This window comes from Streptococcus oralis, from assembly GCF_026782345.1.
Taxonomy (GTDB): Bacteria; Bacillota; Bacilli; order Lactobacillales; family Streptococcaceae; genus Streptococcus; species Streptococcus oralis_CK.
This window is the reverse complement of sequence record NZ_JAKUWI010000001.1, coordinates 500,418-520,563: the sequence shown is the minus strand read 5'-3', so window position 1 is coordinate 520,563 and position 20,146 is coordinate 500,418. Positions and strand designations below refer to the sequence as shown.

19 protein-coding genes and 1 pseudogene are annotated in these 20,146 nt (G+C 40.4%); 7 read left to right on the top strand and 13 right to left on the bottom strand.

Features of this window, described 5'->3' with window-relative positions; translation table 11 throughout:
- Positions 1 to 139: 139 nt before the first annotated feature.
- Positions 140 to 1,318 carry a hypothetical protein gene (locus tag MK405_RS02545; RefSeq protein ID WP_268704241.1) on the top strand — a complete coding sequence of 393 codons (1,179 nt, stop codon included), beginning with the start codon at positions 140 to 142 and terminating at the stop codon, positions 1,316 to 1,318.
- Positions 1,319 to 1,351: 33 nt separating this feature from the next.
- On the opposite strand, the gene MK405_RS02540 is transcribed toward MK405_RS02545, so the two are convergent.
- Both MK405_RS02540 and mazE read right to left on the bottom strand, forming a co-directional pair.
- Positions 1,352 to 1,708, bottom strand: coding sequence for a type II toxin-antitoxin system PemK/MazF family toxin (locus MK405_RS02540; RefSeq protein ID WP_268704240.1), 357 nt, complete (start codon positions 1,706 to 1,708; stop codon positions 1,352 to 1,354).
- Positions 1,692 to 1,907 (bottom strand): type II toxin-antitoxin system PemI/MazE family antitoxin, encoded by a 216-nt coding sequence (mazE, locus tag MK405_RS02535; RefSeq protein WP_001098942.1) that lies wholly within the window; start codon positions 1,905 to 1,907, stop codon positions 1,692 to 1,694. Before mazE ends, MK405_RS02540 begins: the two co-directional genes overlap by 17 nt.
- Before the next feature lie 211 nt (positions 1,908 to 2,118).
- Between mazE and ylqF the strand changes: the two genes are divergently transcribed.
- The 3 genes from ylqF to MK405_RS02520 are packed head-to-tail and all read left to right on the top strand — an operon-like array spanning position 2,119 to position 5,308.
- Positions 2,119 to 2,970 carry a ribosome biogenesis GTPase YlqF gene (gene ylqF, locus MK405_RS02530; protein ID WP_268704239.1) on the top strand — a complete coding sequence of 284 codons (852 nt, stop codon included), beginning with the start codon at positions 2,119 to 2,121 and terminating at the stop codon, positions 2,968 to 2,970.
- Positions 2,957 to 3,742, top strand: coding sequence for a ribonuclease HII (locus MK405_RS02525; protein ID WP_268704238.1), 786 nt, complete (start codon positions 2,957 to 2,959; stop codon positions 3,740 to 3,742). The genes ylqF and MK405_RS02525 overlap by 14 nt, the downstream gene beginning before the upstream one ends.
- Before the next feature lie 15 nt (positions 3,743 to 3,757).
- Positions 3,758 to 5,308: a ClC family H(+)/Cl(-) exchange transporter gene (locus tag MK405_RS02520; RefSeq protein WP_268704668.1), complete on the top strand. Its 1,551-nt coding sequence runs from the start codon at positions 3,758 to 3,760 to the stop codon at positions 5,306 to 5,308.
- Positions 5,309 to 6,027: 719 nt separating this feature from the next.
- Here the strand turns inward: MK405_RS02520 and MK405_RS02515 are convergent.
- Positions 6,028 to 6,416, bottom strand: a pseudogene (locus tag MK405_RS02515) (transposase family protein); the annotation flags it as partial.
- Between MK405_RS02515 and MK405_RS02510 the strand changes: the two are divergent.
- Positions 6,331 to 6,519, top strand: coding sequence for a hypothetical protein (locus MK405_RS02510; RefSeq protein WP_268704673.1), 189 nt, complete (start codon positions 6,331 to 6,333; stop codon positions 6,517 to 6,519). The pseudogene MK405_RS02515 and the gene MK405_RS02510 sit on opposite strands and share 86 nt — an antisense overlap.
- A 370-nt stretch (positions 6,520 to 6,889) precedes the next feature.
- On the opposite strand, the gene MK405_RS02505 is transcribed toward MK405_RS02510, so the two are convergent.
- Positions 6,890 to 7,903, bottom strand: a complete 1,014-nt coding sequence (locus MK405_RS02505) for a hypothetical protein (protein ID WP_268704237.1) — start codon at positions 7,901 to 7,903, stop codon at positions 6,890 to 6,892.
- Positions 7,904 to 8,378: 475 nt separating this feature from the next.
- Between MK405_RS02505 and MK405_RS02500 the strand changes: the two genes are divergently transcribed.
- On the top strand, positions 8,379 to 8,597 hold the full coding sequence (locus MK405_RS02500) for a zinc-ribbon domain-containing protein (RefSeq protein ID WP_268704236.1): 219 nt from the start codon (positions 8,379 to 8,381) through the stop codon (positions 8,595 to 8,597).
- A 280-nt stretch (positions 8,598 to 8,877) separates the two neighbouring features.
- On the top strand, positions 8,878 to 9,948 hold the full coding sequence (gene xerS / locus MK405_RS02495) for a tyrosine recombinase XerS (RefSeq protein ID WP_268704235.1): 1,071 nt from the start codon (positions 8,878 to 8,880) through the stop codon (positions 9,946 to 9,948).
- Positions 9,949 to 10,020: 72 nt separating this feature from the next.
- On the opposite strand, the gene MK405_RS02490 is transcribed toward xerS, so the two are convergent.
- The 9 genes from MK405_RS02490 to MK405_RS02450 all read right to left on the bottom strand — a co-directional run bounded on the left by MK405_RS02490 (position 10,021) and on the right by MK405_RS02450 (position 20,145).
- Positions 10,021 to 11,010: a lipoate--protein ligase gene (locus MK405_RS02490; RefSeq protein ID WP_000874002.1), complete on the bottom strand. Its 990-nt coding sequence runs from the start codon at positions 11,008 to 11,010 to the stop codon at positions 10,021 to 10,023.
- A gap of 58 nt (positions 11,011 to 11,068) precedes the next feature.
- The gene (gene lpdA, locus MK405_RS02485) at positions 11,069 to 12,772 is read right to left on the bottom strand and encodes a dihydrolipoyl dehydrogenase (RefSeq protein ID WP_268704234.1); all 1,704 of its coding nucleotides are present in this window, start codon (positions 12,770 to 12,772) and stop codon (positions 11,069 to 11,071) included.
- Positions 12,773 to 12,817: 45 nt separating this feature from the next.
- Positions 12,818 to 13,861, bottom strand: a complete 1,044-nt coding sequence (locus tag MK405_RS02480; RefSeq protein ID WP_125387845.1) for a dihydrolipoamide acetyltransferase — start codon at positions 13,859 to 13,861, stop codon at positions 12,818 to 12,820.
- Between the two features lie 338 nt (positions 13,862 to 14,199).
- A complete protein-coding gene (locus tag MK405_RS02475) occupies positions 14,200 to 15,192 on the bottom strand; it encodes an alpha-ketoacid dehydrogenase subunit beta (protein WP_000448714.1) in 993 nt (330 codons plus the stop codon).
- A 15-nt stretch (positions 15,193 to 15,207) separates the two neighbouring features.
- Positions 15,208 to 16,176 carry a thiamine pyrophosphate-dependent dehydrogenase E1 component subunit alpha gene (locus tag MK405_RS02470; protein WP_268704233.1) on the bottom strand — a complete coding sequence of 323 codons (969 nt, stop codon included), beginning with the start codon at positions 16,174 to 16,176 and terminating at the stop codon, positions 15,208 to 15,210.
- A gap of 178 nt (positions 16,177 to 16,354) precedes the next feature.
- Positions 16,355 to 17,695 (bottom strand): MATE family efflux transporter, encoded by a 1,341-nt coding sequence (locus tag MK405_RS02465; RefSeq protein WP_268704232.1) that lies wholly within the window; start codon positions 17,693 to 17,695, stop codon positions 16,355 to 16,357.
- A gap of 41 nt (positions 17,696 to 17,736) precedes the next feature.
- Complete coding sequence (locus MK405_RS02460) at positions 17,737 to 19,005, bottom strand: dihydroorotase (RefSeq protein WP_268704231.1); 1,269 nt, start codon at positions 19,003 to 19,005, stop codon at positions 17,737 to 17,739.
- Positions 19,006 to 19,017: 12 nt separating this feature from the next.
- Positions 19,018 to 19,482: an NUDIX hydrolase gene (locus MK405_RS02455; RefSeq protein WP_268704230.1), complete on the bottom strand. Its 465-nt coding sequence runs from the start codon at positions 19,480 to 19,482 to the stop codon at positions 19,018 to 19,020.
- Between the two features lie 9 nt (positions 19,483 to 19,491).
- Positions 19,492 to 20,145 carry a uracil-DNA glycosylase gene (locus MK405_RS02450; RefSeq protein ID WP_009730173.1) on the bottom strand — a complete coding sequence of 218 codons (654 nt, stop codon included), beginning with the start codon at positions 20,143 to 20,145 and terminating at the stop codon, positions 19,492 to 19,494.
- Between the last annotated feature and the right edge of the window lies 1 nt (position 20,146).

Genomic DNA, 20,146 nt, shown 5'->3' with positions numbered 1-20,146 from the left:
CGTCAGCTTCACCTTGCCGTAGATATGCTCACTGACTTCGTCAGTCTTATCTACAACCTCAAAACTGTGTTTTGAGCAGCCTGCGGCTAGCTTCCTAGTTTGTTCTTTGATTTTCATTGAGTATTAGAAAGGAGACCTCATGCCACTTCCAGTTAGAAAATCCCTACACGATGCAGTTTTACAAGCTTCAAAAGCCGATACTTGGGATCAGGCAACCAAGGAATGGAATGAAGTTTCCTTGATTTTTAATGGCATTGGCCGTAGTAATTGCGTCTGCGGTAATGCTATCAAATACGCCTACGAACTCTTTAATGGTGTCACAGGCCAACGCCTCTTTCCAATCGGCAGTGACTGTGTTCGTCATTTTCATCGACTGACTTTAGACCAGCAACTGGAAGAGGAAGAAAAACTACTCAGAAAAGTTGAAAACCTAACCAGAAAGGCTCAGAAAAAGGAAAAAATCAAGGTCAATAAAAGCGATTTTGACGAGCGACTTCTAAAATGGTTTTGGGAGAAAGGTGTTTTCAAAGCCAATCGTGGCAATCAATTCTCGCCTGAGAGAGACTATCAGCTCTTCCTAGAGGTCTTTCAAGGCGGAAGTTGGACCAAGGCAGAGCCAAAGAAGAAGGCTCGTATGGAAGAAGTGCTGGAAAAGTGTATCAAACCTTTTCTACTTGGTAAGACCGATGACCAACTCTACCTTGTCAAACTAGGTAAGGAGAAAATCGACTACGAGCAGCATTTACGAATTCAAGCAGAGAAAGAACGCAAGAAAAGAGATAAAATCGCCAAGCAATACGCTGACAACCTCATTCTTGCTATGGGACCTGCAGAACGAGCCTATCAAGATTATTTTGGCTTTACAGAAACTCTCACCCAAGAAGAACGAAAATGGGAGAAAATCCTCTTTGGTAAGAATAGAGACGAACGGGCTATCAAGGCTAAACAAAACCAGAAAGAGCTGGAAAAGGACCAGCGAATTGCAAATCAAGATCCTATTGAACGAAAGCAGAAGCAGACTTGGCTTCTCAATTCCTATTTTCGTGATTTGCCTGATGAAAAAGCTAGATTTGCTCGACTCACATTAGAATATCGAAAAAGTGGAGAAGTACTCTTTTCAGATGAATACTTATCTGAGCATCTCATCGATTTTTTCTACAAGATGAAAGCCTTTGAGTTTGAAATTGCACCAGAACAAGTCCGCGATTTTCTAAAAGAATGCCTTCAGGCAGAACATCTATCATCTGCACAAGAAAGTTGGACTAGAGGGATTCTCCTCAATTGTCTTCATCCGTTTTTAGATAGGTTACTTATATAGAAAAAATCCTACCTTGTCTATGCATGGTAGGATTTAAGTATCTCCAAAGATGGACTGGTAAAGTTGGACGACTTTCTGAAAACATTGTGTGTCCATTCTTGTTATTTTTTGAGCATTTCGCATCCGAAAATCAAAGGTATACAGTTGAAATGGATTGACAGCACCATCTACCTTGTCCGACGAGACAGGAACGAGCAAGCCTTTTTCTGCCAAACGTTGTTGGCCATGAGTGATGGGACAGACAGCCACAAATCCAGTTTGCAAGGCATATTCTCTCCTAGAAACTACCAAGGCAGGTCGCCTTTTCTGAATCTCCCGACCAACTGATGGATCAAAGTCCAGCCAAATGATATCCTGCTTTTCAGGAATATACTCAGATTTCGCTATCAAGTGATCTTACCCCTTCAAAATCGTTTGTCATTCTCAAATCAGTAATCCCATCAAAAGGATCTTTCAGTTTTGGAGCTAAGACAATGACTCCGTCAATCCCTTTGTAGACAACCATTTCTTGACCTTCTGTCATCCCCAAATTTTTCGGAATAGTCACAGTGAGAGAATTTCCTACCTTCCGAGTCTTTACTGTATTCATTGCTCTACCTCCACGAATTAGTATACACTAAGTATATACCTGTTAGCAAAAAAAGTCAAGTAAATCCTGACTGGCATCAAAGATGTTTCGGACCAATACTATTTGTCATTTATTGTGGTCAAAGCCTGTGCAAAAGCACCTAATTTATGATAGAATAGATGGTGAGAAAGAAAACGTTTTATTACGTTTTTTTAGTCGGAAAGGGAAATTTATGGCTACTATTCAATGGTTTCCGGGCCACATGTCTAAGGCTCGGCGACAAGTTCAGGAGAATTTAAAATTTGTTGATTTTGTGACAATTTTGGTGGATGCGCGTCTACCTTTATCTAGTCAAAATCCTATGTTAAATAAAATTGTTGGTGATAAACCCAAACTCTTAATTTTAAACAAGGCAGACCTGGCTGATTCAGCAATGACAAAAGAATGGCGTCAGTACTTTGAATCACAAGGGATTCAAACTCTAGCAATCAACTCCAAAGAGCAAGTGACTGTAAAAGTTGTGACTGATGCTGCTAAAAAGCTTATGGCTGATAAGATTGCACGCCAGAAAGAACGCGGTATCAAAATTGAAACCTTGCGGACCATGATTATCGGCATTCCAAATGCCGGTAAGTCAACTCTCATGAACCGTTTGGCTGGGAAAAAGATTGCGGTTGTTGGCAATAAACCAGGTGTTACTAAGGGTCAACAATGGCTCAAAACCAATAAAGACCTTGAAATCCTAGACACACCAGGGATTCTCTGGCCTAAGTTCGAAGACGAAACCGTCGCTTTGAAACTAGCCCTAACAGGGGCAATTAAAGACCAGTTGCTTCCTATGGATGAGGTGACCATTTTTGGTCTCAATTATTTCAAAAAACACTATCCAGAAAAGCTAGCTGAACGCTTCAAACAAATGAAGATAGAAGAAGAAGCACCTGTTATTATTATGGATATGACACGTGCCCTTGGTTTCCGAGACGACTACGACCGCTTTTACAGCCTCTTCGTCAAGGAAGTCCGTGATGGAAAACTCGGTAACTACACCTTAGATACATTGGACGACATCGATGACGACGATTAAAGAAATCAAAGAACTTCTTGCTAGTGTTAAAGAATTAGACAATCCTCTTTTTCTAGAATTCGAAAAAGATCCTCGTTCTGGAGTTCAAAAGGAAATCTGCAAGCGAAAAAAAGCTATTCAGACTGAACTGGATGAAGACCTTCGCCTAGAAACTATGCTTTCCTATGAAAAAGAACTGTATAAGCAAGGATTGACCTTAATAGCAGGTGTTGATGAGGTCGGCCGTGGTCCTCTGGCTGGTCCTGTGGTCGCTGCAGCCGTTATTTTACCAAAAAATTGTAAGATTAGAGGCCTCAACGACAGCAAGAAGATCCCTAAAAAGAAACATTTGGAAATTTATCCTGCTGTTCAAGATCAAGCCTTGGCAATCGGAATTGGTATCATGGATAATCACATCATTGACCAAGTCAATATCTATGAAGCGACCAAACTGGCCATGAAGGAAGCAATCTCCCAGCTCAGTCCGCAACCTGAGCATCTCTTGATAGATGCCATGAAACTGGAGTTACCAATTTCACAAACCTCCATTATCAAAGGAGATGCTAACTCCCTCTCCATCGCAGCTGCATCTATAGTGGCTAAGGTGACACGGGATAATATTATGAAGGACTATGATAATCAATATCCCGGCTATGATTTCACGGCTAATGCAGGATATGGAACAGCTAAACATCTAGACGGACTCAAGAAACTAGGAGTTACCCCAATTCACCGAATCAGCTTTGAACCCGTTAAATCATTGGTTGCAGAAGAAAAAGAAAGTTTAAGTTAGAAGGAATGAATGATTATGGAGGAACAGTCAGAAATACTCAGCTCCAAGAAGGAATTTGCCTTTGCCTCAAGCACCATATTATCCCAAGTTGGGCGAGGGATCATTGTCGGTCTCGTCGTCGGACTAATCGTCGGATCCTTTCGGTTTTCAATCGAAAAAGGCTTCCACCTGATACAAGGACTCTATCAAGATCAAGCGCACCTAGTGCGCAATCTTTTTATCATTGGCCTATTTTATGTAATAGTTTGCTGGCTCAGTGCGAAATTAACTCGATCGGAAAAAGACATCAAGGGTTCTGGAATTCCTCAAGTCGAAGCCGAACTAAAAGGTCTCATGACCCTTAACTGGTGGGGCGTTCTCTGGAAAAAATATATTTTAGGTATTCTTGCAATTGCCAGTGGACTTATGCTGGGACGAGAGGGACCAAGTATTCAACTTGGAGCAGTTGGTGGTAAAGGTATAGCCAAGTGGCTCAAATCTAGTCCAGTTGAAGAACGTTCCCTGATTGCTAGTGGAGCTGCTGCAGGTTTAGCCGCAGCCTTTAATGCACCAATCGCAGGTCTTCTCTTTGTTATAGAAGAAGTTTACCACCATTTTTCACGATTTTTCTGGGTCTCAACTCTAGCAGCCAGTCTCGTAGCAAACTTTATTTCTTTACTCATATTTGGCCTAACACCCGTACTAGATATGCCAGACAACATTCCTCTCATGACCCTAGACCAGTATTGGATTTACCTCCTTATGGGAGTTTTTCTCGGGCTCTCTGGTTTTCTCTATGAGAAAGCTGTACTTAATGTTGGTCGAGTTTATGACTGGATTGGTCAAAAAATCCATTTAGATAGAGCTTATTATCCAATCCTAGCCTTTATCCTCATCATACCAGTCGGGATCTTCTTACCACAAATCCTTGGTGGTGGAAACCAGGTCGTTCTTTCTTTGACTGAGCAAAATTTTAGTTTTCAAGTTCTATTAGCTTACTTTTTGATTCGCTTTGTTTGGAGCATGATTAGCTATGGAAGTGGCCTCCCAGGAGGAATTTTCCTACCCATTCTGGCGCTTGGTTCCTTACTTGGTGCCCTAGTTGGTGTCATTTGTGTCAATCTTGGGCTTGTCAGTCAAGAGCAGTTTCCTATATTTGTCATTTTAGGAATGAGTGGCTACTTTGGGGCAATATCCAAGGCTCCCTTAACCGCTATGATCCTCGTAACTGAGATGGTAGGGGACATTCGCAACCTCATGCCACTTGGCTTAGTGACCTTGGTAGCTTACATCGTCATGGATCTGCTCAAGGGTGCTCCAGTCTATGAGGCCATGCTAGAAAAAATGCTACCAGAAGAAGCAACAGACGAAGGAGAAGTCACCCTCATTGAAATCCCTGTATCAGATAAGATCGCTGGAAAACAGGTTCACGAACTAAACTTGCCACATAACGTACTCATCACCACCCAAGTCCATAATGGCAACAGCCAAACAGTTCACGGCTCAACTAGAATGTATCTGGGTGATATGATTCACCTAGTGATTCCAAAAAGTGAAATTGGAAAAGTCAAAGATTTGTTGTTGTAAGTTTTTTTACATAATTTATATTATGCAACAAAAATATTTCTTAATTAAATACATTTGAAAACCGATTCTCTGCAATGAGATCGGTTATTTCTTACTGATAAGGTATTTCAACATACAAGTAATTGAACTTTGTAAAAAATAAGACTATAATTAAGTTAGGAATGATAAAGCTAGAAAGGAGTTTACTGTATCAAATCTGTACAGTAAGATTAAAAATCATGAAAAAGAAAACAATAGCAATTGTACAATGTATTTTGTATCTCATAGCTCCTTATATAGCTCTTCAGTTATGTAAAATGAACAGAAGTTTCGTTACTGATAATCTCTTTTTTATTTTCCTTATTCTGCTGACTATTTCATTCTGGTTTAGTATTTGGAAACTAGAAAAAGCACTAGATAATGATTCACAATAATAACTCCAAAGATTTAGATTTGTTTTACACAAAAACTAAAAGTTTATGTACAATTGACTTAACGCGAGCTAAACTATTGACACAACTAAATTAGAAGCATAAAGTCCATTCTTTAAGGAGTGTACTTTATTTTTATTTTGTACATTATTTTGTATATTTTCTAGTTCATAACATCATCTGATTTAAGGAATTGATTTGTACATTTTTACTCTAATAGATGCCGAAGAAGTAGTGGTTCAATTGTACATTTTTTGCTACTCATTTAAGGTCTTATTGATAGTAAGATATAGATTTTTACTCGTGGTGCTAGTTAATCTCAAAGTATGTCAGATTATAAGTCAGTACAATTTGCTCCATTCTCAACTGCAATCCTGTTAAGCCTCTAGCTAGTGTTTGTTCGACATCAAAAAAAGCACAAAGTTCTGAAAATCGAGTTTCAATAGTCCGTCTCATAGCCATTAGTTTCCAATGATTATGTTGTTTAGCTCTTGCCATATTTTGACGTAAAGGCGTCCAAAGATGGTAACCTTATGGTTACGGACTGGTTGACAAAGTGATAAGGGGAAACTATCTATGATGACAATGTTATTGGGAGAAATTTGAGTATTTATGGCTTGCCGAATAATTTGGACTAACCAAATCAACTGCCTTGACCGTCGATTAAACCGACTTCTTTCAAGGAGACACCCACAAGGATTCTTGTTTAGAAGCACCGAATCAATCAAGAAGGATCACCCAGAAGTTCCAGCATTTGAAGAATATGACGAGCTACTTGAAGAAATCAAAAAATCCCTATAAAGGGATTTTTTTATACCTATAATACCTTGTGCAAAATAGTCGTATATATCAAAATCAGAGTCACGTTACCTACTATTAGACCAAAAGTCGCAAGCAAGGTCTTTGCTGTACCCGGCTTAAAATCTGCACTAATCAAATATGGCCAAAAGCATACCATTGGGAGAATGGCTATTAACACGCATACATAGGTAGGAAAGCTTGTCCAAAGAAAGCGTGTCGTCTCTAACCAGTGACCCCATGAAGGTATCACTATTTTGCTTATAGTGAAAAGTATGCATATAAGGTGGACCACTAGAAGATAAATAGCATACTTTGTCTTACTTAGTACTTTTTTCTTTTTCATTTTGCCTAATTATCCCTGCAAATTCTTCTATCGCTCTGCTGCAATATTAGAACTAAAATTAAAATTAACTATATCATTATTCGAATCAAGGTCTAAATTCATAAAATAATGATTCCAAAAGAATTCATTGTTACCTGCTCCCCACTGCACGCCATAATGACTCAAATATTCATCTCTTGGCTCGCTTGGAGTCAGCCATATTTTTTTCCCAAATACTTTCGTGAACTCGTTTTCGTCAAGCTTCTTTAGCAAATCTATACCATCTATATTATATGAAATTCCATATTTTTTGGCAACAGCTGTGCACTCAGAATCGAAGCAAACCTGCGTAACTACACAGTCCTTCAGCTCCGTACTCTTCCTCTTATCTCCGTAAACACCTATACATCCGAGAACTACATTCTTCTTTACAAGAAGATAAGTCGATCGTGTGACTGCAGAGTCATATGACTTAAATCCGCTTGGCACTGTTACACCGGAACCTTGGTATTTATAATAGCTTCCCGATGTCAAAAGCTCATCATAATCGGAGTAGTCCTGTTTACCATTTGATACATATATATCATTCCCCTTATCCATCAAATCCGACACCTTCGTCTCAGATAACTTTATCTCCGTATTACTAATCATCAAAGCTGGTGCCTTGTCAGGTAAACCTATCAGTATGTATGCGAACATCAAAAATACAAATACCATAAGTACTGCAACAATGTATATCCATGATTTTCCCGTTCTCTTACGCGCATTGAAGTAGGCCATAATCGATGGCGTTACAATCGCAGAACCAATTGGAGCTGCACCGTGTCTAAACTTGCTCATTATAAATAAAGCAACCGCAAGACTGATTAGGATCATCGAGATATAAAAGATGTTCTCTTTCAAACTCAGCTTGCCGGTTCTGGTTTGCTCATTCGCAGGCGCATCGTACATAGGTACACCATTCACATCGTTTCTCTTCAAATATAAGCGCAAGCCAAGAACTATGCCTATGAATAATAGTGCTAAGAAAACCAGCAACCCAATAAAAACTAATCTTTCCATCTAAAACCTTTTCTTTGAATAAGTTCTTATCTTTCAAATACATCCATAGTATAACACAAATTTAAATTGTTTTCTATGAAGCAATTATTCATAATGTATACAAGCTTTTCAGATTATTTTTTCTTTACACCTCTTTTTCACTATGTTAAAATTGTATAGAGTTTAATACTTGTTTTATTCTAAACGTGCGCATCATTTTAGCGCAAAAAACAAATTTAATTCCGTTGTTTCTGTAGTTAACTTTTTTTGATATCATACCTACTAAGAAGAAGATAAATGCGAATATTGTTACTTTTAACAGTGAATTCCCATATGTTGCTAGAGGAGAAGGTGAAAATGGAATCAGAGGATATATTGATTTTGATGAAAAATTTTTAAATCCCTCCAAAGAATCTTGTTGTCCATATTGTCAAAATAATGAGGTGTTAAAAGGATTTAACGACCTAGAAACGACTCATAAACATTTAATGAACGAATGGGGGACTATCTTAATAATATTCTTTTAGCAGACCCGACTGCAATCAATGAGAAATATCAACAAACTGTATGGTGGATATGTAAAGAAAACTCAAATCATCGATACAAACTAAAAATTAATGAAAAAATTAAGTATGAGAAGAGCTCATTAGTAAGCTGCTCAATTTGCAAAGGTTTAAGAAGAAAACAGGAGCATTTCGTTAGATTAAAGATGTAATAAAATATTAAAATCAAACAAGCTAAAAACACTCTAAAGATCATTAAATTGATATTGGAGTGTTTTTTATTGTCAAAATGTACATTTGAAAATTTCCAGTTTTCACTTTGATAAGATACATTTTTAAACCATTTTTGTTCCAAAAAAATTTTTAGTTATTTTTTGGTTTGGTTCTAAAAACAGTAAACACTTATGACATCTTTCCGAAAAACTATAATTTTCTTGAAAAATATATGAGTCTATGCTATACTACTAGTAGACTTAATTATGGAGAAAATACATGAAACGTGAGATTTTACTGGAACGAATCGACAAACTAAAACAAATCATGCCCTGGTATGTTCTGGAATACTACCAATCAAAGCTTGCTGTTCCCTACAGTTTTACAACTCTGTACGAATACCTCAAGGAATACGATCGATTTTTCAGCTGGGTTTTGGAGTCTGGTATTTCAAATGCTGATAAAATGTCTGATATTCCTTTATCTGTCTTGGAAAATATGTCTAAAAAAGATATGGAATCCTTTATCCTGTATCTACGTGAACGACCTTTGCTGAATGCTAATACAACCAAGCAAGGTGTCTCTCAGACGACCATCAATCGGACCTTGTCAGCACTTTCCAGTCTTTACAAGTATCTGACCGAGGAGGTTGAAAACGACCAAGGAGAACCCTATTTCTATCGTAATGTAATGAAGAAAGTTTCAACCAAGAAAAAGAAAGAAACACTTGCTGCTAGAGCTGAAAACATCAAGCAAAAACTCTTTCTAGGTGATGAAACAGAAGGTTTTCTAACCTATATCGACCAGGAGTATCCACAACAGCTCTCAAATCGTGCCCTCTCGTCATTCAATAAAAATAAAGAACGTGATTTAGCCATTATTGCCCTTCTCTTGGCGTCTGGTGTCCGCTTATCTGAAGCTGTTAATTTGGATCTAAGGGACCTTAATCTCAAAATGATGGTTATCGATGTTACTCGAAAAGGGGGAAAACGTGATTCTGTCAATGTCGCTGCTTTTGCTAAGCCTTATCTAGAGAATTATCTCGCCATTCGAAATCAACGCTATAAGACGGACAAGACAGATACAGCTCTCTTTTTGACCTTATATCGTGGCGTTCCCAATCGTATTGATGCTTCTAGTGTTGAAAAGATGGTTGCTAAATACTCTAAGGACTTCAAAGTTCGTGTAACTCCCCACAAACTACGCCATACCCTGGCGACTAGGCTCTATGATGCTACTAAATCGCAAGTTTTGGTCAGCCACCAATTAGGACATGCCAGCACGCAAGTCACTGACCTCTATACCCATATCGTCAACGATGAACAAAAAAATGCTCTAGATAGTTTATAGAATACATAAAATTATTTATGTAAAATATAACTCATAAAAAGAAGCTGGTCATACAACCAACTTCTTTTCTTTTTATCCCACTACTGCTTCAGCGATTTCTTCACGGCTGATACCAGCAAAGTAGCGTGTGATGTCAATAGTTTCTAGTGCCTTAAGAACATCTTCGCGTTCATATTTTACGCCACGAAGGACATCTTCTACAGCTGCAACGTCCTCGATACCAAAGAAATCACCGTAAATCTTAATATCTTGGATTTTTGATTCAATGACGTTGGCAAAAACTTCAACCTTACCACTAGTGAATTTTGTTCCCCGACGGACGTTAAATTCAGGTGATTTACCGTAGTTCCAGTCCCAAGTACCAAACTTGGTATCCTTGATACGATTGATTTCTGCCAATTCTTGCTCAGAAAAAACGTATTCAGTCATCTCTGGGTACTCTTTTTTCATGTATTCCAATAGCAAATCACGGAATTCTTCAACTGTGATTTTTTCAGGTAATTCATTGACAATATTGGTTACACGGGCACGAACGGATTTCACACCTTTTGATTCAAATTTGTCTTTTGAAACCTTAAGGGCATTAGCAAGGACTGACAAATCAACGTCAAAGAGCAAGCAACCGTGGTGCATGATACGCCCATTGATATAGGCTTGGGCATTGCCACAGAATTTTTTGCCATCAATCTCAAGGTCATTACGGCCTGTAAACTCAGCTTTAACGCCTAGTTGAGCCAAGGTATTGATAACTGGAGTTGAGAAGCTCTTGAAGTCAAAGGCCTTGTTTTCATCTTCTTTTGAAATGATGGTGTAGTTGAGGTTGTTTAAATCGTGATAAACAGCTCCACCACCACTGATACGGCGGACTACCTCAATGCCATTTTCTCGAACATAATCACGGTTGATTTCTTCGATAGTATTCTGGTGACGACCAACAATGATAGAAGGTTTGTTAATCCAAAGTAGGAAGATTTGATCCTCATCCAAAAGGTGTTTAAAGGCATATTCTTCCAAGGCAATATTAAAGGCGGTGTCGTTTGAATGATTGATAATATATTTCATGATATCCCTTTATACGATAGAGACTGGAAATAACCTTCCAGTCTAATCTATCTTCGTTTTATTTTTTCTTAGGTGAATGGATGGCCATTCCTAGAACATCCGCAAACGCTTCGTACATCACTTCAGAGTAGGTTGGGTGTCCGTGGATGGTCTTCAGCATTTCTTCAACAGTGATTTCCATTTCGATAATGCTTGACGCTTCGTTGATCAATTCTGCGGCTGCAGGACCGATGATGTGAACACCAAGGATTTCTCCGTATTTCTTATCTGCAATAACTTTAACGAAACCTTGAGCCGCATCTGATGCAATAGCACGACCGTTAGCTGCAAAGTTGAATTTACCGATGGCTACATCGTATTTCTCACGGGCTTGTTCTTCTGTCAAACCTACTGCTGCTACTTCAGGGAGAGTGTAGATGGCTGCAGGAGTCAAGTTCAGTTTGGCAACAGCATGATTTCCTTTGAGGGCATTTTCAGCTGCTACTTCACCCATACGGAAGGCAGCGTGGGCCAACATCTTCGTACCGTTGATGTCACCTGGAGCGTAGATGCCTGGAACAGAAGTTTCCATGTATTCGTTGACCTTGATGCGTCCACGATCCAATTCAAACTCAACATCGCCAATACCTTCAAGGTCTGGCACACGGCCAATTGAAAGAAGAGCTTTGCTTGCGATGATATCGTCTTTTCCTTCAACCTTGATACGAAGTTGACCATTTTCCTCGATGATTTCTTGCAATTTTGTACCTGTCAAGATAGTCATGCCTTTGCGTTCTAAAATCAAGCGAAGGTTCTTAGAAACTTCCGCATCCATAGCTGGAACGATACGGTCCATCATTTCGATAACAGTTACTTTTGAACCAAATGTCATGAAAGCTTGGCCGAGTTCGATACCGACAACGCCACCACCGATGATTACGAGGCTTTCTGGAACTTCGTTCATTTCAAGGATGTCATCGCTGGTCATCACAAGTGATGATTCCATACCAGGAACGTTGATCTTGCTGACTTTTGAACCACCAGCAAGGATGATTTTCTTGGTTTCAAGCAATTCAGAACCATTTACCAAGACATTCTTATCTTTAGTGATTGTACCAATTCCCTTATGAACAGTAACTCCGTAACTACGAAGAAGACCCGCAACACCACCTACCAAGGTATTGACAACTTTAGATTTAGTTTCTAAAAGTTTGTCCATATCTACAGTGAAGTTTGGATTTTCGATGACGATACCACGGTTTGCTGCATGACCGATATTTTCGATGATTTCAGCGTTGTGAAGGTAGGTCTTAGTTGGGATACAGCCACGGTTCAAGCAGGTTCCACCGAGTTCAGATTTCTCAACAAGGGCAACTTTACCACCAAGTTGGGCAGCTTTAATGGCTGCAACATAACCAGCAGGACCCCCACCAATCACAACGATATCAAAGGCATCATCGCTCTTACCATCGTCGTTTGAAGCACTAGCTGCAGGTGCAGGTTTTGATTCTGGCGCAGCCGCTCCAGTTGTTGGGATATTTTCCCCTTCTTCCCCAAGGTAACCGATAACTTCAGTTACTGGAACAGTTTCACCATCTCCTTTGAGGATGGCAATCAAGTATCCATCTTCTTCGGCTTCCAATTCCATGCTGACTTTGTCAGTCATGATTTCCAAAAGGATTTCTCCTTCTTTTACAAATTCTCCGACTTTCTTATTCCATTGGACGATTTGTCCTTCTGTCATATCCACGCCGGCTTTTGGCATAATTACTTCTAAGGCCATGTCTTACTTCCTTTATCTATATCTCTAAAAATAAATACTGTATTTTTAAACCAACATTGAGATTGGGTTCTCAATTAAGGCTTTCAAGTCTTTCATAAACTTAGCACCAGCCATACCATCTACAACACGGTGGTCAATGGTTAATCCTAGGCTCATGATAGGGCGAATGACAATCTCACCATTGACAACTACAGGTTTCTCTACTGTTGAGCTCACCCCGAGGATTGCTGAGTTGGGTTGGTTAATAATCGGACCAAAGGACTGAACACCAAACATTCCCAAGTTACTAATTGTGAAGGTTGAGTTTTGTAACTCACTTGGAGCCAATTTGCCATCCAAGGTACGACCAATTACGTCTTTAAATGCAACGACCAACTCTGACAAGCTCATCTTCTCAGCATTGTAAACAACTGGTGTCATTAGACCGTTATCCATACCAACCGCCATCGCAAGGTTGACATAGTTGTGAGTGATAATGGTCTTGCCGTCTTCGGTCAATGAAGCGTTGATGTATGGGTGTTTCATTAATGTTTTCACAACAGCGAGTGAAAGAAGGTCTGTAACCGTAATTTTCTTACCAGTTGCTTCCATGATTGGTTCAAGAACCTTCTTACGAAGAGCTAGCATTTCAGACATATCGACATCGTAGTTGAGTGTGAAGGTTGGCGCAGTTAGGTAAGATTCAACCATACGTTGGGCGATCACCTTACGCATTGGTGTCATTGGAATACGCTCAATCTCACCATAAGGAGTGATATTGTCTGGAACTTCTTCCACTTTTTCGATTTGAGCAGGAGACTTGATGGTGTCGTTTTCGATATTTTCAGGAAGTAAAGCCAAAACGTCCTTCTTCATGATTTTACCACGGTGGCCCGTTCCTTGGATTTCCTGCCAAGCAATGTTATGTTCGAGGGCAATTCGTTTTGCAAGTGGCGAAATGCGAACCACGTTTGTGTCTTTATAAGTTTCCACGTCTTCTTTGTGGACACGACCGTTTGCACCTGAGCCAGAAACGTCGTAGAGGTTGATCCCTAGATCATCCGCTAACTTTCTAGCCGCAGGAGTCGCTCTTAGCTTGTCATCAGCCATGACCTCTCCAATTCTATTTATGATATAAAGGGCGTCAAAAGCGACTGAAAAATAGGAAATCAATGCTGGCTTCGATGAAGCCAAGGAGATTTATCTTTTTTCCGAGCTTTTAGCCCGTGTTCAACTCTACAAGTAACTTGGACACGAAACATGTCTCAAGTTGCTACGGTTGCCGCTATTAGGCGGTCAACCTAGTAGACTTACTAATTCATTCGTCGAATATTATCGATTCAACTCACTCATGTCGCAACTCTTCAAATCACTTGAATACAACACGTGTCTCAAGTTACCAAAGTTTAAAACATACAAATAATTTACATAATTTATCTTATGTAACTCTATTCTTTGTTATAAGTCTTACGGATTGCATCTTTGATGCTTTCAACTGTTGGAATCATTGCATTTTCAAGGTTTTGCGCGTAAGGCATTGGCACATCTTCTCCTGCACAACGGCGGATTGGTGCATCTAGATAATCAAATGCTTCTGATTCTGAAATAATTGCTGAAATCTCTCCGATATAGCCACTTGTTTTGTGGGCATCGTTGACAAGCACCACCTTACCAGTCTTCTTCACTGAGTTAATGATGATATCCTTATCAAGCGGTACAAGGGTACGTGGGTCCACAATTTCAACTGAAATTCCTTCTTCTGCCAATTCTTCGGCAGCTTGAACCACACGGCGAAGCATTTTTCCATAAGTAACGACTGTTACATCTGTACCTTCACGTTTGATTTCCCCAACTCCAAGTGGAATTGTGTAGTCTGGATCAACTGGCACTTCCCCTTTTTGGTTAAATTCTGACTTGTATTCAAGGATGATAACAGGGTTGTTATCACGGATAGAAGACTTGAGCAGTCCTTTCATATCCGCAGGTGTACCTGGAGCTACAACCTTGAGACCAGGGATGTGTGTAAACCAAGACTCTAGAGACTGAGAGTGCTGAGCTGCAGAACCAACTCCGTTACCAGCTGCACATCGAACTGTCATTGGAACCTGACCTTTACCACCAAACATATAACGTGTTTTAGCGGCTTGGTTGACGATATTGTCCATTGCAATAACCGAGAAGTCCATGAAGGTCATATCGACGATTGGACGAAGTCCTGTCATGGCCGCTCCTGCTGCTGCTCCGGAGATGGCAGCTTCAGAAATCGGACAGTCACGGACACGTTCTGGACCAAATTCTTCGAGCATTCCAACAGAAGTTCCGAAGTCCCCTCCGAAAACACCGACGTCCTCTCCCATCAAGAATACATTTTCATCGCGACGCATTTCCTCAGACATAGCAAGGATAATGGTGTCACGGAACGACATTGTTTTTGTTTCCATTTTATCTCTTTCTCCTTAGTCTGCGTAAATATCTTCAAATGCTGATTCAAGTGGTGGGAATGGACTTTCTTCTGCAAATTTAACAGAAGCTTCTACTGCTTCCTTGACTTGCGCTTGGATTTCTTCCAATTCTTCGGCACTTGCAATGTTATTTTCAATGAGGTATTTGCGAAGATTTTCGATTGGGTCTTTTTGTTTCCACAATTCCACTTCTTCACGCGTACGATATTTACCAGGGTCAGATGATGAGTGACCAAGCCAGCGATAAGTGATACTTTCGATCAAAACTGGTCCATTGCCACCACGAACATGGTCTACGGCTTTCTTAAATCCTTCATAAACATCGATGACATTGTTGCCATCTTCGATAAACATTCCAGGAATTCCATATGCCGCACTACGTTGATGGATATGCTCCACATTGGTCATTTTCTTGATATCCGCAGAAATCCCATAACCGTTGTTAATGCAGTAGAAAATAACAGGAAGTTTCCAAATAGAAGCCATGTTCACTGCTTCGTGGAAAACACCTTCGTTGGTCGCGCCATCTCCAAAGAAGCAGACGACGATTTTTCCAGTGTTTTGCATTTGCTGACTGAGGGCTGCGCCAACAGCGATTCCCATACCACCACCTACGATACCATTGGCACCGAGGTTCCCAGCATCCAGGTCAGCGATGTGCATAGAACCACCTTTTCCTTTACAGGTTCCAGTGTATTTTCCAAGGATTTCAGCCATCATTCCGTTAAGGTCAATCCCTTTGGCGATAGCTTGCCCGTGTCCACGGTGATTTGAGGTAATCAGATCATCTGGATTGAGAGCCAACATAGCACCCACGTTAGCTGCCTCTTCTCCAACAGAAAAGTGCGTCATTCCTGGCACTTTCCCTTTCTTTACTAATTGCGCAATTTTTAAGTCCATACGACGGATTTCTTCCATCTTACGGAACATCTCTAGCAAAAGATTTATATCTAAAGTTGACATCTTCTTGCCTTTCTAACTTTGTACTTACTTTACTATTTTACCGTTTTTAGAAAACACTGTCAAAGTATATGACCGTTAAAATTTCACAAGGTAAAAAAATAAATCCCCGTTTTAACAGGGATTCTCTCTAGTTAGAGCATTTTTTCACAAAGTTGTTTTTCAGGATAATTTCTTGAAATTAGCTCAACCTTTTCATTATGGATTTCAAACGCCATTGATACAAACAACCAGAAACAATCAAGCTGGCAATTAACCCAATCCAGTAAGCAAATGCCCCCAAGTCAGTTACTTGATCTAGTAAATATCCTAGAGGTATCGCTACTCCCCAATATCCGATTAGGCCAAGATAGAAAGGAACGATAGTGTCCTTATACCCTCTTAAAATCCCCTGAAGCGGAGCCGCAAAGGTATCAGCTAATTGGAAAAAGAGACTGTAGGTTAGAAATACAGCAGTTGTTTCAATGAAGTGAGGGTCATTTCCGTATAGACTTGCTACACGATTTCTAAAAATGTAGAGAAAGGACAGGGTAAGACCTGCAAACATAAGGGCGGTTACTCTCCCTAGACGAGCATAGATTTTTGCATCCTCAAAACGTTTAGCCCCCACCTCGTAAGACACAACAATCGCCATAGCAGAGGAAATACTCATGGGGAAAGCGTACATGAGACTGGAAAAGTTCATAGCTGACTGGTGACTAGCGATGATGAGCGATGAAAACTTAGCCATGATTAGTCCCACAACGGAGAAAATAGCCACTTCCGCAAAGACGGTTCCTCCGATTGGTAGACCTAATCGAACACCCTCCTTGATTTTATATATATTGAGTGGAATCCGTTTTTCAAGATGTAGCGCTTTTAATCTTTCCTGTTTGAACAAAACAAGCAGGGAAATGCCCAATAAAACCCAATAGGCTAGCGAAGTTCCTAGTCCTGCTCCTGCGCCACCAAGCTCAGGGAAACCAAGGGCTCCATAAATCAAAAGATAGTTAAAACCACTATTTAGCGGAAGTAATAGGAGCATCAGATACATAGATAGTTTGGTCAAACCAAGAGAATCTAACAATGACCGAATGACACTAAAAAGCAACAAGGGAATAATCCCGATAGACAGGTACCAAAGATAGGAAACTGCAACTGCCGCCACTTGAGCTTCTAGTCCGATGTTGTTTAAGACAGGTGGCGCTAAGAATACTACCATTCCAAGCAAGACCAAAGACAGTCCGAAAGCCAAGTAGATAAATTGGTAAAAATCAGATGCTACTTCTTCCTTTTTGCCCCGTCCTAGATGATGGCCTATAATGGGAACCATGGCCGAAACAATCCCTGTTAAAAAAGTAAAGAAAGGATTCCATAGACTCGTTGCAGTCGATACACCAGCCAAGTCCATGGTATTGTACTGCCCAGTCATGGTTGTATCAACAAAAGAGGCAGAATAATTGGCAAACTGATAAATCAGGATAGGGAAAAATATCTTAAGAAATAAGATAAACTTATCTTTAAATTGATGGGTTGGGTACATAAGTGCTCTCTATTCTTTTCAATTTAAGAGCAGAGTCCCATCTAGTTTTGGTAGACAATTTGTCCCTTGCAGATGGTATATTTGACCTGCCCTTTTAAAGTTTCCCCGATAAATGGAGAATTGGCTGATTTTGAAGCGAAGTTTGGACCAACAGTACGATCAGCCTTGTCATCAAAGACAGTGATGTCCGCTGGACCATTTTCAGCCAAGTAGCCTGCTTCAAAGTTGTACAATTTAGCTGGATTGACAGTCATTTTTTCTAGTAATTCCATCAAGCTTAGTTCACCAGCTTCCACCAAATAAGTCAAACCAAGAGAAAGAGAGGTTTCCAAACCAGTCATACCAGATGGCGCTTTGGTGATATCTTCTACATTTTTCTCATCTGCATGGTGAGGCGCGTGGTCTGTCGCAATCACAGTGATGACGCCTGACTTGAGGCCTTCGATAACGGCACGACGGTCTGATTCCAAACGTAGGGGAGGATTCATTTTGGCATTGCTACCTTGAGTTAAAAGAAGAGTTTCTGTCTTAGAAAAATGTTGTGGTGCCACTTCTGCTGTGACTTGGGCCCCCAAACCTTGAGCGAATTCCACTACCTTGACACTTTCTTCCTTAGATAAATGTTGGATGTGAACATGGGCCTTAGTTGCATAGGCAATCATGACATCACGCGCGATCATAGCGTATTCTGCTACCCCTGTCGCACCACAGATCTTGAAGTGGTCTTTAGCGATGTTTTCGTTAAACCCAAGAATACCGTTCAAGCCGGGATCTTCCTCGTGTAGACAAACAAAGGTACCAAGTTTTTTAGCAGTTTCCAAGGCTTCTTTGAGAACTTTGCTGCTCTCAAGTGGAATACCGTCATCTGAGAAACCAACGGCACCTGCTTCTAAAAGCGCCTTAAAGTCAGTCAAGTCTTTACCATTAAAGTTCTTGGTAATAGTTGCAACCGTTTTGACGTTAATCTTTTCCTTGGCAGCAGACTGGAGAACTTCTTGCAAAGTCTCTACGTCTGAGATGGTTGGATTGGTATTAGCCATCATGACAACCGTTGTAAAACCACCTGCAGCAGCTGCTAGGGCACCAGTATGGATATCTTCCTTGTGGGTCTGACCAGGTTCACGGAAATGGACATGAATATCCACTAGTCCAGGTGCAACCACAAGACCTGTAGCATCAAGCACCTCTGCTCCTTCTTTCTTGATTTCAGACGCAATTTTGACAATTTTCCCATCTTGGACCAAAACATCACACACTTGATCCAAACCAGACTTGGGATCCATTACACGACCGTTTTTGATTAATAACATCTGCTTTCTCCTTTATTCATAGAAATCAACTTGAGTATCCAACAATTTATCCCCATCATAAACAAACTTAGCTGAAAAGAAGGGTTTGTCCTCTAAAAGCCACTCAACAAAGGTGTGGTCACCCTCCCAAGTTGGCTTGCTCAAAACTTTATCATAGGGAACCCATTCTAATGTTCCCTCGTTGCATTCAATCAACTCACCTTCAAACTCTGTCACCTTAAAAACATAGGTGTACCAGTCTAAATCTGGCGTGAATTCTGGAAAAGTGATGACACCTTTTAGAACTGGCTTGGCTTTGAGGCCGGTCTCTTCGAGGATTTCACGCGCAGCGCATTCTTGAGGTGTCTCCCCTCGCTCTAGCTTACCACCCACACCAATCCATTTGCCTTCATGGACATCATTCGGCTTCTTATTGCGATGCAGCATGAGCAGTTCTTTTCCGTTATCAATGTAGCAAATCGTCGCTAACTGAGGCATATTCTCTCCTTATCTAAGCCAATCGATTGGCACTTGTTCTGTCTCTTTTAAAAATGCATTAGCCTTGGAAAAAGGCTTGGAACCCCAAAATCCTCTGAAAACAGATAAAGGACTGGGATGAGCTGATTCGATAATCAAATGGTGAGGATTAGTAATCAAGGCCTTCTTCTTACGTGCATAAGCGCCCCAGAGTACAAAGACTACAGGTCTGTCTAGATTATTGACAACCTGAATCACAGCATCTGTAAAAGGCTCCCATATCTGCCCAGAATGACCATTGGCTTGACCAGCAGGAACCGTCAAGCAAGCATTGAGAAGTAAGACTCCTTGCTCAGCCCAAGCCGTTAAATCATGGGATTTCTTAACCCCGATATCATCTGACAATTCTTTCAAGATATTTTGCAAGGACGGTGGCGCTGGAATAGCATCGGGTACAGAAAAACTCAAGCCCTGAGCTTGACCTGGCCCGTGATAGGGGTCTTGCCCTAGAATCACCACCTTAACTTCTTCAAGCGGTGTAGTCAATAGAGCCTGAAAAATCTTTTCCTTAGGTGGATAAACAGTTCCCTGAGCATAGACCTGATCCATAAACTGATTGATTTTCCCGAAATAACCCTCAGGTAATTGCTCCTTAATCAAAGCATGCCAAGATGAGTGTTGCATC

What these genes read in the sequence shown, in the direction of transcription:
- MK405_RS02545 (WP_268704241.1), top strand. Translation starts at nt 140, where the DNA reads ATGCCACTTCCAGTTAGAAAATCCCTACACGATGCAGTTTTACAAGCT.
- mazE (WP_001098942.1), bottom strand. Translation starts at nt 1,907, where the DNA reads ATGAATACAGTAAAGACTCGGAAGGTAGGAAATTCTCTCACTGTGACT.
- ylqF (WP_268704239.1), top strand. Translation starts at nt 2,119, where the DNA reads ATGGCTACTATTCAATGGTTTCCGGGCCACATGTCTAAGGCTCGGCGA.
- MK405_RS02525 (WP_268704238.1), top strand. Translation starts at nt 2,957, where the DNA reads ATGACGACGATTAAAGAAATCAAAGAACTTCTTGCTAGTGTTAAAGAA.
- MK405_RS02520 (WP_268704668.1), top strand. Translation starts at nt 3,758, where the DNA reads ATGGAGGAACAGTCAGAAATACTCAGCTCCAAGAAGGAATTTGCCTTT.
- MK405_RS02510 (WP_268704673.1), top strand. Translation starts at nt 6,331, where the DNA reads ATGGCTTGCCGAATAATTTGGACTAACCAAATCAACTGCCTTGACCGT.
- MK405_RS02505 (WP_268704237.1), bottom strand. Translation starts at nt 7,903, where the DNA reads ATGGAAAGATTAGTTTTTATTGGGTTGCTGGTTTTCTTAGCACTATTA.
- MK405_RS02500 (WP_268704236.1), top strand. Translation starts at nt 8,379, where the DNA reads ATGGGGGACTATCTTAATAATATTCTTTTAGCAGACCCGACTGCAATC.
- xerS (WP_268704235.1), top strand. Translation starts at nt 8,878, where the DNA reads ATGAAACGTGAGATTTTACTGGAACGAATCGACAAACTAAAACAAATC.
- MK405_RS02490 (WP_000874002.1), bottom strand. Translation starts at nt 11,010, where the DNA reads ATGAAATATATTATCAATCATTCAAACGACACCGCCTTTAATATTGCC.
- lpdA (WP_268704234.1), bottom strand. Translation starts at nt 12,772, where the DNA reads ATGGCCTTAGAAGTAATTATGCCAAAAGCCGGCGTGGATATGACAGAA.
- MK405_RS02480 (WP_125387845.1), bottom strand. Translation starts at nt 13,861, where the DNA reads ATGGCTGATGACAAGCTAAGAGCGACTCCTGCGGCTAGAAAGTTAGCG.
- MK405_RS02475 (WP_000448714.1), bottom strand. Translation starts at nt 15,192, where the DNA reads ATGGAAACAAAAACAATGTCGTTCCGTGACACCATTATCCTTGCTATG.
- MK405_RS02470 (WP_268704233.1), bottom strand. Translation starts at nt 16,176, where the DNA reads ATGTCAACTTTAGATATAAATCTTTTGCTAGAGATGTTCCGTAAGATG.
- MK405_RS02465 (WP_268704232.1), bottom strand. Translation starts at nt 17,695, where the DNA reads ATGTACCCAACCCATCAATTTAAAGATAAGTTTATCTTATTTCTTAAG.
- MK405_RS02460 (WP_268704231.1), bottom strand. Translation starts at nt 19,005, where the DNA reads ATGTTATTAATCAAAAACGGTCGTGTAATGGATCCCAAGTCTGGTTTG.
- MK405_RS02455 (WP_268704230.1), bottom strand. Translation starts at nt 19,482, where the DNA reads ATGCCTCAGTTAGCGACGATTTGCTACATTGATAACGGAAAAGAACTG.
- MK405_RS02450 (WP_009730173.1), bottom strand. Translation starts at nt 20,145, where the DNA reads ATGCAACACTCATCTTGGCATGCTTTGATTAAGGAGCAATTACCTGAG.